This is a genomic window from Streptomyces sp. NBC_01017 (assembly GCF_045162795.1).
Taxonomy (GTDB): Bacteria; Actinomycetota; Actinomycetes; order Streptomycetales; family Streptomycetaceae; genus Streptomyces; species Streptomyces machairae.
In genome coordinates this window covers 9210505-9226558 of the sequence record NZ_CP108683.1, presented here as the reverse complement: position 1 = coordinate 9226558, position 16054 = coordinate 9210505, and the positions used below count along the sequence as shown (strand labels likewise).

Genomic DNA, 16054 nt, shown 5'->3' with positions numbered 1-16054 from the left:
CTCGAAAGGAAGAGGGGGTGCGTGAGCCGAGTGCCGTTCTACTGCCGTGTGTTGTCGACGCTAGACCTGGCGGGCAATCGAGTCAACGGTGTATCGAATCATCGTTGACTCGATTGCCGGCTCCCCGCTGGGGCGCACTTCCGCGAGCCGTCACGGGCCGTCCGGTCCCGGCGCACTGCCGAGCAACCAGCCGTTCATCAATTGGCGAGTTACCGCCCATCCGGGGCCGGCGTGTGGCCGAACAACCGCCGTGCGGACCGGGCGCCCTGACAGTCGGCCACCGCCTTTCGATCCCGGACCGTTGCCGAAAGACCGTCGTACGGTGAGGCGCGCAGTCGGGCTACCCGCCTTCCGGGCCCAGCGCGCTGGCGACCACAAAGCGGCCCGCGACTTGTTCGCAGCGCAGGTGCCAGCCTCCTGCCGTTCGGTCCAACCGCCAGCCGCCGTCCGGCGGTTCGGGCCGGGGGCGCAGGCGGGAGAAGTCGTGCGCCAGGCCAACGCCGAGTGCCTTCGTGTAGGCCTCCTTCAGCGTCCACAGGCGTACCAGCCTCAGGTTCCGCTCGGCCGGCGGCAGCCCGCACAGTTCCGCCAGTTCTTCCGGGTGGCAGAACTTCTCGGCGAGTCCGGGTGCCAGCAGGGAGCGGTCCGAGGCCTCGACGTCCACGCCGATCCGGCGGCCGCGGGCGACCCCGACCACCAGCATCCCGGCTGTGTGACTGATGCCCACATCCAGTCCGGCGGGTCGGTGCAGGACCGGGCGCCCGCGGCCGTCACGGCCCACGACCACCCGGTCCGGTGCGGTGCCCGCCACGACGGCCACCGCGTGGCGCAGCAGCAACCGGGAGCCCAAAAGCCTTGCCCGTACGAGGGGTTCGCGCGCCGTCCGGTAGCGCGGCCAGTCCGTGCCGAGCACCTCACGCACGGCCGACACCATCCCCCCTCCGCTTGCCCAGTCGTCCAGCCGGCCGTGGCAGACCGCGTATCCGTGCCGCAGCACGGCCTCATGGACCGCGCGCCAGCCCACCGCGGGCAAAGGGCCAACAGGGAGCGGTCTCCCGCCAGTTGGGGAACCACCGGGAAGCGGCCCCCCATCAGGTAACGAGCCCCCGGGGGCCGCCCCCTCGAATGCCGCGTCCGAATCCACCATCGCCGTCTCCTTGGTCGCCTCGGTAGGCACTGCGTGCCAGCACCGACTGTGCCAGTTCGCGCACCCATCGTTGTATCCGCTCGGACAACGACCGCCCGGAGGCCCCCAAACCCGTGACGTGCGCGCCAATTTTCGCTTTACGTCTCCTTTTCACGGCACCTCAAGGCTGATGTCACCGGGTGGCACGCGGTGCCTCCCCAAGGTTCCACACCGCACCAGTACCAATCGCGGAAAGGACAGCCCGTGCCTCACCAGCCTGACCCCCGAACGTTGACGGACGCCGTACGAGCCGGCGTGGAACGCCATCCCGACCGTGCCGCCTTCGTGTACCTGCACGAGGACGGCCTGGGGATGAGGCCCGAGGAGCTCAGTTACGCCGAACTGGACCGGCGGGCCCGCGTCGTGGCCGCCCGGCTGCGCCAAGCGTCCAAGGGCGACCCTTCTCGCCCGGTCCTGCTGCTCTACCCGCCGACCCTGGACTTCGTCACAGCCTTCCTGGGCTGCTTCTACGCCGGCCGTACGGCCATTCCGGCCCCACTGCCCGACGAGCCCGGCGAACGGCTGGCCCGGGTCAGCGGCATCCTGCGGGACGCCAAGGTGGGAGCGGTCCTGACCCTCCCCCAGTACCGGCAGGCCATCAGCGCCTGGCTGGCCGCCTCGGGGGAGCAGGACGTGGTGTGCCTGTCAACCGGCGCCGACGAGGACGACGGCACCGATCCGGACCTGTGGACCCCGCCCCAGGTACGCGGCACCGACGTGGCTTTCCTCCAGTACAGCTCCGGCTCCACCAGCGAGCCCAAGGGCGTGATGGTCACGCACACCAATCTCGCCGCCAACCAGGAGGCGATCCGTTCCGCCATGAAGACGCCGCAGGGTGTCGTGGCGGGCAGCTGGCTGCCGCTCTACCACGACATGGGGCTCATCGGCATGACGCTGCAGCCGCTGTGGGTGGGAGGCACCAGTGTGCAGATGTCACCGATCTCGTTCATCAAACAGCCGGGGCGCTGGCTACGCATGATCCACGACTACCGGGTGGAGGGCACCGCCTCGCCCAACTTCGGCTACGAGCTGTGCGTCCGGCGCGTCTCCGAGGAGCAGTCGGCGGGGCTGGACCTGTCCAGCCTGCGGGTGGCGCTCAACGGGGCCGAGCCCGTGCGCGCCGACACCCTGCGCGCCTTCGTCCGGCGGTTCGCCGGCAACGGACTGCGCGCCGAGGCCGTACTGCCCTGCTACGGCCTGGCCGAGAACACGCTGCTGGTCTCCGGCAACGACCCCGAGTCGCCGCACCTGGAACTCGCCGTCGACGCCCAGGCCCTGGAGCAGGACGAGCTGCGTCCCGCCCGCACCGACCGCCTGAGCCGCACCCTGGTCAGCTGCGGCCGCCCGAAGGACACCGAAGTGCTGATCGTGGACCCGATGACCCTGCGGGTGCTGCCCGGCGGGCAGGTCGGCGAAATCTGGCTGCGCGGACCGTCGGTGGCCGCCGGCTACTGGAACCGGAGCGAGCTCACCGCCGACACCTTCCGGGCGGTGACGGCGGACGGCCGGGCCGGCTACTTGCGCACCGGCGACCTCGGGGCGCTGCGCGACGAGGAGCTCTATGTCACCGGGCGGATCAAGGAGATGCTCATCCAGCACGGCCGCAACCTCTACCCGCAGGACATCGAGCAGGCCGTTCAGGAGTCCGGGGACGCGTTCCGGCGTGGCGGCGGCGCGGTGTTCAGCGTCACCGACGAGGCGTCCGAACGCGCCCACATGGTCGTGGTGCAGGAGCTCAGGGCCTGGGCGACCAGCGACGAGGAGGCCCTGGCCCGCCTCGCCGCCTCCGTGCAGGCGCTGCTCAGCCGCCAGTTCCAGCTGCCCGCGGTGAGCGTGGTGCTCGTACGGCCCGGGGTGATCCGCAAGACCACCAGCGGCAAGACGCAGCGCACGCTCATGCGGCGGCTCTTCCTCGACGGCGGCCTGCCCGTGCTGCACCAGCGCCTGGCACCCGCGGTCGTCGCCCTGCTGCCCGCCACGGACGCGGCACCCGCGCCCACCGCCGCCGTGTCTCCCCGCCCCTGAGATCCGCGTCCGAGATCCCGAGAAAGAAGTACGCCATGAGCATCGCCCCAGACACGCGTACCGCCACCCCCCAACCCCTGGACCGTTCCTTGCCGCATGGGAACGCCCCCGACCTCGAGCTGTGGCTGACCGAACGGGTGGCCTTCCACCTGCACCGGGCGTGCGACGAGATCGACCCCGACACCCCGCTCGCCGACTACGGCATCGACTCGGTCGCGGCCATCAGCATCTGCGGCGAGATCGAACAGCACTACCGGCTCGCGGTCGCCCCCACCATCGCGTACGACTTCCCGACCGTCCACGCGATCACCGGTCACCTCGCCGAGCGCCTGGCCGACAAGACGAAGCACGACGAGGAGCCCTCATGACCGAACGCGAACCCATCGCGGTCGTCGGCCTCGACTGCCGCTTCCCCGGCGCCCGCAACGCCCAGGAGTTCTGGTCTCTCCTCATGGACGGACGCGACGGCACGGACCGCGTGCCCGAACAGCGCTGGGACGCCGACCGCTACTACGCCCCTCCGTCGGCCGCCCCGCAGAGCGCCCGCGAGGCCCGGCCGCGGGGCCGCAGCAACTCGGTGCGCGGCGGCTTCATCGCCGACCCCGATGCCTTCGACCCCGGCTTCTTCGGGATCGCCCCGCGCGAGGCCACCGCCATGGACCCGCAGCAACGGCTGCTACTGCAGTGCTCGTGGCGGGCCATCGAGGACGCCGCGCTCGCTCCGCAGGACCTGGCCGGCACCGAGACCGGCGTGTTCGTCGGCGTGATGGCCAACGAGTGGGCGTTCCTGCAACTCGCCGATTACGACCGGATCACCGCTCGTTACGGCTCGGGCAACGGCTACTTCATGGGCGCGAACCGCGTCTCGTACCACCTCGACCTCAAGGGCCCCAGCCTGGCGGTGGACACGGCCTGCTCCTCCTCGCTCGTAGCCGTCCACCTCGCGGTGAACGCGCTGCGCGCCAAAGAGTGCGACCACGCCCTCGCGGCCGGCACCAACCTGATCATGACGCCGGTCATCAACATCTTCTACGCCCAGGCCGGCCTCTCGGCACCGGACGGCCGCTGCAAGCCGTTCAGCGCCTCCGCCGACGGGATCGGACGGGCCGAGGGCGTGGCGGTGCTGGTGCTGCGCAGACTGAGCGACGCCCTGGCGGACCGCCAGCCGGTGTACGCCGTGCTGAAGGAGACCGGGATCAACCAGGACGGGCGCAGCAACGGCATCACGGCGCCCAACCGCTGGGCGCAGCAGCAGCTGATCGAGTCCGTGTGGCGGCGGGCCGGCGTCACCGCCGATGACATCCGCTTCGTGGAGGCGCACGGCACCGGGACCCTGCTGGGCGACTTCATCGAGGCCCAGGCGCTCGGCGAGCTGACCAGTGGCCGCGGCGGCGGAAGCGTCGCGCTGGGCTCGGTCAAGAGCAATTTGGGGCACGCGGAGGGCGCGGCCGGGATCGCCGGGCTCATCAAGGCCGTCCTCGCACTGCACCACCGCACGGTGCCGCCGAGTCGGTTCGCCGACGACGAGAACCCGAAACTGGATCTGTCCGGGCGCCGGCTGTCCCTGCTGAGGTCGCCGCTCAAGCTGCCGTCCGGCACCGTGCACGCCGCGGTGAGCAGTTTCGGCATGGGCGGCAGCAACGCGCACGCGGTGCTGGCTTCCGCGCCCCGCGCGGTCCACCACAGCCAGCACGCGGCACCGGGCGTGTTCACCCTCTCCGCCCGCACCCCGGAGCGGCTGCGCGCGAATCTGCTGGCGCAGGCCGACGCCCTGTCCCGCCGTCCCGGGAGCCAGCTGGCGCAGCTGTGCTGGACCAGCAACCGCGTCAAGTCCCGGCTGCCGCACCGCGCGGCCGTGGCAGCGGGCGATCTGCCCACGCTGGTCGCCGGGTTGCGGAAGGCCGCGGAGCGCGCCGAGGGGACCGCGCGGGTGGACGGCGGGCGGCGCGGGGTGCCGTCGGTGGCGTTCGCCTTCACGGGGCAGGGCGCCCAGCACCCTCGTATGACCGCGTCCTGGTACCGGTCGTGCCCCGCCTACGCGCGCCACCTCGAGGAGATCGACACGCTGCTCGCCCCGCACACCGGAGTGTCCGTGCGCGACCAGCTGCTCGACGGAGACGCGGAGGTCCAGCGCGCGCGGCTGGCCCAGCCCGCGCTGTTCGCCGTGGGGTACGCGATGGCCGCCACCCTGACCGAGGCCGGGATCAGGCCGTCGTACGTGATCGGGCACAGCATCGGCGAGTTCGCCGCCGCGTGCGCGGCCGGGGCGCTGGACGTGGCGGACGCGGCGCGACTGGTCGCCCGGCGCGGGGCGCTGATGGAGAAGCTGCCCAAGGACGGCGGGATGCTCTCGGTGAGCCTGGGCGCCACGGAGGTGGAACCGCTGCTGGTGGGGTGGGCGCGGCTGGGCGTGGCCGCGGTCAACGGCCGGCGCAGCACCGTGATCGCCGGGGACCTCGACGAACTGGCCGCGGTGGAGAAGGAGTTGGCCGAGCACAAGGTGTCCGTCCGGCGGCTCACCGTCTCGCATGCCTTCCACTCTCCGCTGATGCGGCCCGTGGTCGAGGAGTTCCGCCGGGAGTGCGCGGACGTGTCCGACCGGCGGCCGGCGCTCCCGGTGTTCTCGACGGTGTACGGCCGTGAGTTGAGCGGCGAGGAGACCATGGACGCCGCGTACTGGGCGCGGCAGATCACCGAGCCGGTCCGGTTCGCCGAGGCCGCGGGCGCGCTCCTCGCCACCGGCGTCACCCATGTGGTGGAGATCGGCCCACGCGCGGTGCTCACCCCGCTGCTGTCGACGTTGCGGGCGGACGGGGACCATGCCGTGAGCCTGCACAGCGCGCACCCGGGGGAGCACGCTCCCGGACACCGCCCCCAGCAGCTGTTCGGGGAGCTGTGGTGCGCCGGTCTCACGCCGGACTGGGACCTGCTGTACGACGCGGCGGACCGGGTTCCGCGCCGACTGCCGCCGTACCTGTTCGACGAGTCGTTCCGGTCCTGGCGCTCCGGTGCCGCCCCCGGACTTCCGGAACCGTCCACGCCATCCGTCCCCCCTGGCGCGGACACCGCCGCGGTACCGAGTGGCGCGGACCGCGGAGAACCGTGCCCGCCGGCCCCGGCGGGGGACCTGCCCGACTCCCTCGCCGTGGTGACACGCCGTCTGGTGTGTCGGGTCGGCGGGCACGACCCGCAGCACGTGCACGACCACGACCGGCTCCACGAGGACCTGGGCTTCGACTCGATCCGGGTCATGGAGCTGAAGACCCGAATCGAGGACGCACTGCCGCAGCTCGGGTCGCTCCCGATCGAGGACCTGCTCGCCAGCCTTCGCACGGTGGCCGACCTGGTCGCCTACCTGCGCAGCCAACTCCCCCACGGCTCCGCCACCCCCCTTCCCATGACTATGGAAGGAACACGTTGATGGCACCTCCCACCGCGTACCTGGCCTCGGTCGGCACCTGCCTGCCCGGGGACCCGGTGGACAACGCGACCCTGGCCAAACTCGTCGGCGTCGACGAGACATGGGCCGAGATGTTCACCGGCAACATCAGCCGGTACTTCGCCGTCGACCTGGCGACCGGCCAGATACGGCACAGCCTGGCCGACATCGCGACGACCGCGGCCGACCGGGCGCTGGCGGAGGCCGGCCTGGAGCCGGGTGACGTCGACTGCGTCGTACTGGGCACGGCCACCCCGGACCATCTGATGCCCGCCACGGTGAACCTGGTCGCGGACCGGCTCGGCGTCGACAACGTCCCCACGTACCAGCTCCAGTCCGGTTGCGCCGGTGCCGTACAGGCCCTGGACGTGGCCCGCACCCTGCTGCTGGCCGGACGCTGCACCACCGCGCTGGTGATCGGCGGTGACGTGTGTGCCAAGCATCTTCAGACGGACTTCGACCCTGGCAGCCGTACCTCCGCCGAACTCGTCAACTACGTGCTCTTCGGCGACGGGGCCGGCGCGGCCGTGCTCAGCACCGAGGCCAGGGGCCAGGGCATCGAGATCCGGCAGGTACTCAACCGGCTGGTGGGCCTGGGCCGGGAGCCCGGCCAGGTCATCGACTGGTTCGGGCTCGGCGACCGGCACAGCGACCGCACGGCTGTCTTCGAGGACTACAAGGCGATCGAGGAGGCGGTGCCGGTCATGGCCGGGCAGATGTTCTGGGAGCTCCTGGAGGACCTCGGCTGGAGCGCCGACGCAGTGGACTTCCTGCTGCCCCCACAGCTCTCCGGCCGGATGAGCGACCGCATCTCCGCGGGCATGCCCGCCCCGGAAGCCCGGCGTATCAACGTGGTGCGCACCGTCGGGAACAACGGCAACGCCCTGCCGTTCCTCCAGCTCGCCGAGCTGCTGCGGCAGTGGGACGGCCCCGGGCGCGCGGTCGCGGTCGCCATCGAGTCCAGCAAGTGGATCAAGTCGGGTATCGCCCTGGAGCGTTCATGACCGAGACCGGGAACCGCACCTTCGGCGCCTCCGGCACCTGGCACGACCCCCAGGCTCTCGGCACCCTGCGCGCCCTGCATCGGGCGGGCACGCTCGCCACGGAGTACGGACGGGTACGGGCCCTGCTGGCACGCATGCCCGCGACCGACCTGCCGGCCGCGGGCCAGCTGCTGGCCCGGCTCGATGCGAAGGAGGTATGCCGCCACGCCGACGCGCCGGTGGTCACGGTCGCCGTCACGGGCCACTCCACGGTAGCCCCCCTTGTGGCCCCCCTCACCGCCGAACTGGCCCGGCACGGGATGCTGTTGGAGGCGAAAGTCGCACCGTACGGTTCCTATTTGCAGGACCTGATGCGGCCCGCGGCGGCCGGAGACGAGCAGCCGCAACTCACGCTGTGTCTGCTCGACGCGCACACGGTCTTCGACGACGTCACCGTGCCCTGGCGGGTCGAAGACGTCGAGGCAGCGGCACGGGCCCGGCTCTCGCTCGTCGCCGGCGCCGTGCGCACCCACCAGAAGGCCGGGCGTGGCCTGCTCGTCCTCAACACCGTGCCCCTGCATCGCCGTTACACCCACCAGCTGGTCGACCTGCGCTCCCGCGCCCGGCTCGGCGCGGTGTGGCGGGACTTCAACCGCGGTCTGCTGTCCCTCGCCGAACAGCACCCCGGGGTCGTCATCGTGGACCTCGATCCGCTGGTGGCCGAGGGCGTTCCCGCGTGCGATCCACGCACAGCGCAGTACGCCCGCGCCCGGCTGTCCGACGCGCTGCTCGCCGCCTACGCCCGGGAGGCCGCCCACGTCGTCCGCGCGCGCGTGGGCCGCACCCGCAAGTGTCTTGTGCTGGACCTGGACGGCACGCTGTGGGGAGGGGTGCTCGGCGAGGACGGGCCCGGCGGCGTCGACCTCGGCTCCGGCCTGCGGGGCGAGGCCTTCCAGGAGTTCCAGCGGGTGCTCGGGCAACTCGGCGCGCAGGGCGTGCTGCTGGCGGTCAGCAGCAAGAACGACACCGACGCGGTGCGCGAGACACTGCGCACCCATCCGGCCATGGTGCTGCGCGAGGACGACTTCGTCCGCGTCAACGCCAACTGGAAGGCGAAGCACGACAATCTCCGCGACATCGCCGACCGGCTCGGGCTCGGCCTGGACAGCTTCGTCTTCGTCGACGACAGCCTCTTCGAGTGCGGGCTGGTCGCCGAGCAGCTGCCCGAGGTCGCCGTCGTCCGGGTCGACGAGGAGCCCGCCCTGCACCCCTCGGCGCTGCTGGCCGACGGCTGGTTCGACCTGTTCGAGCTCACCGAGGCCGACCTGGAACGGGCCGGCCGCTACCGCACCGAGGCCCTGCGGCAGGATTTCCGCGAGGACTTCGGTTCCTACCAGGACTATCTCGAAGGACTCGGGCTGGAGGTACTCCTGCGGCCGCCGGAGGAGTCGGAGATCGCCCGGGTCTCCCAGCTCACGCTGCGCACCAACCAGTTCCACCTGGCCACCGAACGCCTGCAGGTCCCGCAGGTGTCGGCGCGGATGGAGCGCCCGGGGCTGCACGTGATCGCGGTGCGGGCGCGCGATCGGTTCGGCGACCACGGCCTGGTCGGCGCCCTGTTCCTGCGGCACGACGCAGAGGTGCTGCGCATCGACAACTTCGTCCTCAGCTGCCGGGTGTTCTCCCGGGGCATCGAGAGCGCCTGCGTGACGGCGGTGCTGGAGTTCGCCCGTGACACCGGCGCGGGCGCCGTGACGGGCCGCTATCGGCCCACGCCCCGCAACTCCGCGTTCGCCTCCTTCTACGCCGAGCACGGCTTCGCCGTCACCGGCACCGATCCGGATCACCCCGACGCCGTCACCTTGCGACACGACCTCGGCGACATCACCCCTGCCCCCACCCATCTGCGGCTGCAAGCCGCGTTCGGGCCGTTCGACGGAGACTCCGCATGACCACTGCCCTCGCCGACACCGAAGAGTTCCGCACTCTCCTGGAGGAGGAACTCGGCCTGCAGGTCCGGGCCGAGGACCTCGACCGCCCCCTGGACGACTTCCCCGACTGGGACTCGGTGCTGCTGCTGCGGCTGGTGACCGTCGTGGAGAACCTCGTCGGCCGACGCATCCCAGTGGTCGACATGCTGGAGACGAGGACCTTCCGGCAGATGTACGAAGTGGTGGCGGGCCGGTGACCACGCCCCAGGTCGATCCCGCACTCGTATCCGCCGAACCCGAGGCCTGCCTGCACTTCCGCGCCCTGTTCCTCGACACCCAGCTGGACCTCGTCCTGTCCCCCGGCTTCGGCAGGCGGATGCGGGCCGGCCTCGCCCGCCTCGTCACCGGCGGTGGGAACGGGCCGGGGACCGGCGGCGCGTCCGAGGTCCCGGCGCGTGTCCCGGAAGAGGCACGTGTCCCCGAAGAGAAAGGAACGGCCCGGTGATCCCCGTAGCCGAGTTGCGTAGGTTCGCCCTTCCCCACGCGTACGCCCAGGGCATCCCCGGAGATGTCGTCCACCGGGTGATGCGGAACTTCAATGAGGACGCCAAGGGCGAAGGCCCCGGCGTCTGGACCCATGTGTGGTCGTCGCTCGCGAAGGCGGCCGAGGCACGCGGCCGCGATCTGGACGCGGTTCGCTACTACACGATGGCCCGCTTCCCGTACGTCGATGGGCCGAGCCGGCAGGCGGCACAGAACGCCGGTGTGGAGGCCTTCGACCGCTGGCGCAAACGCGTCCGCGGCATCTCCCGGCTCGATCTGCCCTTCGACGGGGCGGGCTTCGCCTGCTGGGCCGCCGGGCTGTCCCAGCGCAGCAGTCTCCCGCTCATCCTCGTTCTGGGCGGCGTCACCAGTACGAAAGAGCAGTGGGCCCCGGTGCTGGCCGGAGCCGACCGGCTCGGCGCGGCCGTCGTGGTCACGGAACTGCCCGGCGTCGGCGAGAACACCCTCACTTACGGATCGGACAGCACGCGCATGCTCATGTATCTCCTCGACCTGCTCGGCCGTGCCGCCGACGCCTCCCGTACCTGTGTCGTGGGCCTGAGCTTCGGCGGGCATCTCGCCCTGCGACACGCGCTGGAGGACGATCGCATCCGGGGACTGGCGACCGCCGGGGCCCCGGTGCGCGACTTCTTCACCCGCGCCGCGCACCGCACGCCGCTGCCCCGCCTGATGACGCTGACCCTGTCCCATGTGATGCGGACGCCGGTGGACCGGCTCCCGGCCGCCCTCGCCGACTGGGGCGTCGACGAGGAGCGGCTGACCCGACTGCGCACCCCGGTCGCGTACGCGGCGAGCCGCGACGACGAGGTCGCGCCGCCGTCCGACGTCCGGTTGCTGGAGCAGACCCTGCCGCACCTGCGCCTGGTCGAGAACGACGCCCTCGGCGGCCGGCCCGACCAGGCTGCCGAGACCCGGCTGTGGTTGCTGTCGCAGGCGCTGCGCATGGCCGGCACGGCGAGCGGCGTCCGCCGGGCCGCCTCGGCCCGGGCCCGGGTCCTGCGCGCACGCCGCCGCCTCGCCCGTACATTGCCCGGAGCCCCTGCATGACCACTACGGCTCCGGCGTCCTGCCTCGGCCGGGCGCCCCGCGAGGGCGCCCGGCTCAGGCTGTTCTGCTTCCACCACGCGGGCGGCGGCGCCTCGTTCTTCAGCTCGTGGCCCGGTCGCCTTCCGTTCGACGTCGACGTCCTGCCGGTGCAGTTGCCGGGCCGCGAGGCGCGCTACCGCGAGCCCCGCTTCCAGGACGCGGGCGAGGTCGTCGAGGCCCTCGGGCGCGATCTCGCGCCTCGGCTCGACGAGGGGCCTTGGGCCGCCTACGGCCACAGCATGGGCGCGATGGTGGCCTTCGCGCTGACGGCGGCCCGGCTTCGCGAGGGTGGCCGCCCTCCCGAGGCCCTGTTCCTCGGGGCGTACGCGGCGCCGTATGTGTCGCCGTCGCTGCCGCCGCCCGACCGGTACGACGACCACGAACTGGCCCGTCTCCTGGTGGACTTCGGCGGGCTGAGTCCGCGGTTCCTCGGACGGGACGATTGGCTGCGGGTGCTGCTGCCCATCCTCCGCGACGACCTGCGGGTCTGCGCGACCCACCACCGGGCGGGACTGCCGGACCCGGACGACGAACGGGCCCGGCTGCCGCTCCACGTCGAGGCTTTCGCGGGCGTCGACGACCCGCTCGTCACCCCGGGCGCGGTGCGGGCCTGGGGGAGGTACGTGAACAGCTTCCGCATGACCACCGTCCCTGGCGGTCACTTCTTTCCGCGCCAGGCACCCGATCCGTTCTTCGACCGGCTCAGCCCTTCGCTGGCCCGGCTTCTCGCGGAACTGGGCGCACCACCTTCGGCACCCGGTTGATGCGTCGTTGGATCTCGTCGGCGTTCTTCTCGTACAGCTTGGGCTGCTCCTTGACGCCCGGCATGACCCACAGCGGGCGTGACGAGGCGTCGGCGAAGCGGAGTCCAAGGGTGTCGGGCCGCAGTCCGGTCAGGGTGAGCGCGAAGGGTTCCAGGTAGTCGATGCCGGCGTCCGACGTGAGCCGGAACGGGCGGTCGTGGCCCGGGTAGACCACGTCGGACACAGTAAGGACCCGTTCGATGCTGCGGGCGGCCTGGTCGGCGTCCCAGAAGACCAGGGGGTTGCGTTTGGTGAGGGCGACGTACGCGAAGTGCAGGGCGTCGCCGGTGATGGTGGCGCGCCCCCGCTCGGTCTGCACGACCACGCCGATGCTGCCGGGCGAGTGGCCGGGCAGGCCGATGACGTCCACGCCCGGGATGATCTCCTCCCCGTCCGTGACCTCGCGGACGGGGAGTTGTTCGAGGAGCAGCCCCGTCCAGGCGGGCGTGGCCCAGTCGTTGGCGTGCGGGGTGTGCGCGTACCGGCGCTCGTCGGGGTGGAGGACGAGGGTGGCCTGCGGGAACAGGTCGATGTTCTGGACGTGGTCCCAGTGGGCGTGGGTGAGGACGACGGTGTCGATGTCCTCGGCGTCGAGGCCGTGTGCGGCGAGCGCGTTCCACAGGAAGGGGCGGCGGCCGACGTGGGCGGCGTCGACGAGGATGTTCCGGTGCCGTCCGGCGGCGTCCGGGCCGCGTACCAGGAACACCCCGCAGAAGGCGGGATAGCCCTGGTCGGTGTCGATGGCGAAGCCGGGCAGGAGGATGTCGATCGTCGGCATGGAACTCCCTTGGTCCGTGGGCGGGTTGCCCGCTTTCACTGTTCCTGCAGGGCGGTACGGATCGCGTCGAGGCCGGCCGGGTTGACGAGGGTGGACAGGTCACCGAGCGCCTCGCCGGTGACGAGGCTGCGGATGAGCCGCCGCATCACCTTGCCGTTGCGGGTCCTGGGCAGCTCCGGTACGGCGACCACCCGGCTGGGCCGGAACGCGGGGCCGAGCGCGTGGGCCACCCGTCCGCGGATCCGCTCGGCTTCCGGTGCGCCGAGGGGCCGCCCGGCCGCCGGGACCGCGAAGCACCACAGGGCCTCGCCCTTGACGGGGTGCGGTATCCCGACTGCGGCCGCCTCGGCGACGGCCGGGTCTCCGACGACGGCGTCCTCGACCTCGGCGGGTCCGAGGCGTTTGCCGGCGACCTTGATGATGTCGTCGAGGCGGCCGTGGACGAACCACTCGTCACCGGTCCGGGAGACGAGGTCGCCGTGGGACCAGCGGCCCGGCCTCCGGCTGAAGTAGGTGTCGGCGAAGCGTTCCCGCGCTCGCCACAGTCCCCGGGTCATGCCGGGCCAGGAGTGCCGCACGACCAGTTCACCGACGTGTCCTTCGGGCGGCTCTGTGTCCTGGTCGTCCTCGATCGCCGCGTCGATGCCCAGGCAGGGCCCCGAGAAACTGCACGGCGACTGGGGCAGGGTGGGCGCGGAGGCGAGCAGGGATCCGCCGACCTCGGTGCCGCCGCAGATGTTGATCACCGGGCAGCGTTTGCCGCCGAAGTCGGCGAAGTACCAGCGCCACGCCTCCTCGGTCCACGGCTCGCCGGTGGAGCCGAGGACGCGCAACCGGGACGGCGCCGGATGCTTCGGGTCGCGGCCCATCAGCATGCGGGCCAGGCTGGGCGAGCTGCCGAAGACGGTGACCCCGTGGTCGTCGAGCAGCCGCCACAGGCGGGTGACGTCCGGATGGTCGATCGTGCCCTGGTACGCCAGGACGCAGGCGCCGGCGAGGGTGGCGCCCACGGCGACGAGCGGGAACATGATCCAGCCGGGGTCGGTGACCCAGAAGGCCACGTCGTCCGGCCGCAGGTCGAGGTTGTACCGGGTCTCGCTGCCGACCTGGACCGGGAAGCCGCCGTGGGTGTGGATCGCGCCCTTGGGGCGCCCGGTGGTGCCCGACGTGTGCAGCAGGAGGAAGGGGGTGCCGGTGGGGAGCGAGACGGTCTCGGCAGGCTCGGCGCCGGAGAGCCGGTGCCAGGTCGTCGTCGCGGGCCCCGGCGAGGCGGTCGGCTCGCCCTGCGACACGTCGCCCGCCCAGGAGGGCCTCGACGCACGGGGCGTTGCGCCCGCCCCTACGGGTGCGGATGGCATGTTCCGGCGGCTCTGCCCGGAGGGATCCAGCGGGGCGCCCGGCTCTTCTGGAACGACGACGAGATGACGTACGCACGTGGCCTTTGCCAGTGCTGTACGGGCCACCGTCTCCATGTCGTACCGGCGGCCGTGCCGGGTGGCGGCCGCCGCGGTGACCAGGACCCTCGCCCCGGCGTCGACAAGCCGTACGGCGATCGCCTCGGTGCCGAAGCCGGAGAACAGCGGCACCAGCACGGCGCCGATGCGCGCGCAGGCGAAGAGCAGGACGAAGGCCTCGGGACCGGCCGGCAGATACCCGGCCACCCGGTCGCCCTCCACGACCCCGAGGGCGCGCAGTCCGCCTGCCACCCGGGCGCTGCGGGCAGCGACCTCGTCGTACGTGAGAACCCCCTTCGTGCCGTCCTCCCGCTCCCAGCGCAGTGCGGGAGACCGCCCGCGCCCCTGCCGTAGATGGCGGTGGAGACAGGAGTCCACGAGGTTGGTGCGTCCGCCCGGGAACCAGCGGGTGGAGGCGATGCCTCCGGTGTCGTCGCACACGCGCGTCGGCGGCGTGTGCCAGACGATGCCGATGTCCGCCGCAGCCCGTTCCCAGAACCACTGGGGGTGGGTGACGGACCTGTTCTGCAGTTCGCGGTAGCCGCCTTCGATGCCGTGCTTGCGGCAGAAGGCCGCGATGTTGCCGTGTTCGGTGAACTCCGGCGTGGGGTGCCAGACGTGCTCGCTCATCGGGTCCCGTCCGGGTTCTCGATCAGTGCGGCGATTCCCTGGCCGCCGCCGATGCACAGGGCGATCACGGCCAACCGGCCGCCCGTGCGGCGCAGTTCGTGAGCCGCCTTGAGCAACAGGACGGTTCCCGTAGCGCCGATGGGATGGCCGAGGGCGATCGCCCCGCCGTTCGGGTTGACGCGGTCCGGATCGAGCTTGAGTCCGTCCATGACGGCCAGGACCTGGGCGGCGAACGCCTCGTTGAGTTCGATCACGTCGATCGCGTCCAGGGTGAGGCCGTTGCGATGCAGCAGGCTGCGGATCGCCTCGGCCGGGGCGACGCCCATGATCTCCGGCTCCAGCGCGGTGACGACCGCGTCGCGCAGCCGGCACAGCGGTGCGGCGCCGGGGGTGAGATCGGCCGAGCGCATCATCAGCACGGCGGCAGCGCCGTCGTTGATGCCGGCGGAGTTCCCGGCGGTGATCGTGCCGTTCTGCGAGAACACGGGAGCCAGGCCGGCGAGCTTGTCCACCGTCGTGCCGGGCCGGGGATGTTCGTCCCGCTCCACGACGCCGCCCGGGGTGGCCACGGGCACGATCTGCTCGTCGAAACGTCCCTCGCGGACGGCGACGGCGGCCCGGCGCTGACTCTCGGCGGCCCATTCGTCCTGGCGCTGCCGCGAGATGTCGTACCGGTCCGCCACCACCTCGCCCGTCATGCCCATCGGGTAACGCCCGAAGGGGTCGGTGACCAGGGAAACGGTGCCGTCCACGGTCGGCTCTCCCGGCACCTCGTCGGGGGCCCGTTCGCTGTAGTCGAGCAGCGGCTGACGGGTCATCGACTCGTTGCCGCCCGCCACGACGACGTCCGCCTCGCCGAGGGTGAGGCTCTGCGCGGCCGACCAGACGGCCTGCAGTCCGGACCCGCACAGCCTGTTGACGTTGTACGCGGGGGTCGTCACGGGTAGCCCGGCGGCCAGGGACGCACGCCGGGCGTTGAACGCGTCGGGGCCCACCTGGCCCACGCAGCCCAGGACGACCTCGCTCACGGCGCCGAGGTCCAGCCCACCGCCGACGACCGCCTCGCGGATCACGAGGGCGCCCAGCCGGTGCGCGGGAGTCGAGCTCAGTGCGCCCTTGTATCGGCCGATCGGGGTACGCGCCCCGTGGACGACGGCGATGTCTACGGGCATCGG

At 72.1% G+C, this 16054-nt stretch carries 13 protein-coding genes; 9 read left to right on the top strand and 4 right to left on the bottom strand.

The genetic code is table 11. The features are described from left to right. Positions 1–340: 340 nt before the first annotated feature. The gene (locus OG331_RS42275) at positions 341–997 is read right to left on the bottom strand and encodes a 4'-phosphopantetheinyl transferase family protein (RefSeq protein ID WP_406207061.1); all 657 of its coding nucleotides are present in this window, start codon (positions 995–997) and stop codon (positions 341–343) included. Between the two features lie 393 nt (positions 998–1390). Between OG331_RS42275 and OG331_RS42270 the strand changes: the two genes are divergently transcribed. The 9 genes from OG331_RS42270 to OG331_RS42230 are packed head-to-tail and all read left to right on the top strand — an operon-like array spanning position 1391 to position 11978. Then, on the top strand, positions 1391–3211 hold the full coding sequence (locus OG331_RS42270) for a fatty acyl-AMP ligase (RefSeq protein WP_406207058.1): 1821 nt from the start codon (positions 1391–1393) through the stop codon (positions 3209–3211). Between the two features lie 35 nt (positions 3212–3246). After that, positions 3247–3579 carry an acyl carrier protein gene (locus OG331_RS42265; protein WP_406207056.1) on the top strand — a complete coding sequence of 111 codons (333 nt, stop codon included), beginning with the start codon at positions 3247–3249 and terminating at the stop codon, positions 3577–3579. After that, positions 3576–6632 carry a type I polyketide synthase gene (locus tag OG331_RS42260; RefSeq protein ID WP_406207053.1) on the top strand — a complete coding sequence of 1019 codons (3057 nt, stop codon included), beginning with the start codon at positions 3576–3578 and terminating at the stop codon, positions 6630–6632. Before OG331_RS42265 ends, OG331_RS42260 begins: the two co-directional genes overlap by 4 nt. Continuing rightward, on the top strand, positions 6632–7654 hold the full coding sequence (locus OG331_RS42255) for a 3-oxoacyl-ACP synthase III family protein (protein WP_362379112.1): 1023 nt from the start codon (positions 6632–6634) through the stop codon (positions 7652–7654). Before OG331_RS42260 ends, OG331_RS42255 begins: the two co-directional genes overlap by 1 nt. Further along, positions 7651–9585: an HAD-IIIC family phosphatase gene (locus tag OG331_RS42250; protein WP_406207050.1), complete on the top strand. Its 1935-nt coding sequence runs from the start codon at positions 7651–7653 to the stop codon at positions 9583–9585. The genes OG331_RS42255 and OG331_RS42250 overlap by 4 nt, the downstream gene beginning before the upstream one ends. Then, the gene (locus OG331_RS42245; protein WP_250081147.1) at positions 9582–9821 is read left to right on the top strand and encodes a phosphopantetheine-binding protein; all 240 of its coding nucleotides are present in this window, start codon (positions 9582–9584) and stop codon (positions 9819–9821) included. Before OG331_RS42250 ends, OG331_RS42245 begins: the two co-directional genes overlap by 4 nt. Further along, positions 9818–10069: a hypothetical protein gene (locus OG331_RS42240; RefSeq protein ID WP_328883286.1), complete on the top strand. Its 252-nt coding sequence runs from the start codon at positions 9818–9820 to the stop codon at positions 10067–10069. The genes OG331_RS42245 and OG331_RS42240 overlap by 4 nt, the downstream gene beginning before the upstream one ends. After that, on the top strand, positions 10066–11175 hold the full coding sequence (locus OG331_RS42235; protein ID WP_406207046.1) for an alpha/beta fold hydrolase: 1110 nt from the start codon (positions 10066–10068) through the stop codon (positions 11173–11175). Before OG331_RS42240 ends, OG331_RS42235 begins: the two co-directional genes overlap by 4 nt. Then, entirely contained in the window at positions 11172–11978 is an 807-nt protein-coding gene (locus OG331_RS42230) for a thioesterase domain-containing protein (protein WP_359053961.1), read from the top strand. Before OG331_RS42235 ends, OG331_RS42230 begins: the two co-directional genes overlap by 4 nt. Here the strand turns inward: OG331_RS42230 and OG331_RS42225 are convergent. From OG331_RS42225 to OG331_RS42215, 3 genes are read right to left on the bottom strand one after another with little or no spacing between them, the layout of a single operon-like run. Beyond that, positions 11917–12795: an MBL fold metallo-hydrolase gene (locus OG331_RS42225; protein WP_362379105.1), complete on the bottom strand. Its 879-nt coding sequence runs from the start codon at positions 12793–12795 to the stop codon at positions 11917–11919. The genes OG331_RS42230 and OG331_RS42225 overlap by 62 nt on opposite strands. 35 nt (positions 12796–12830) lie before the next feature. Next, positions 12831–14879, bottom strand: coding sequence for an AMP-binding protein (locus OG331_RS42220; protein WP_406207043.1), 2049 nt, complete (start codon positions 14877–14879; stop codon positions 12831–12833). Then, entirely contained in the window at positions 14876–16051 is a 1176-nt protein-coding gene (locus tag OG331_RS42215; protein ID WP_406207040.1) for a thiolase family protein, read from the bottom strand. The genes OG331_RS42220 and OG331_RS42215 overlap by 4 nt, the downstream gene beginning before the upstream one ends. Positions 16052–16054 lie beyond the last annotated feature (3 nt).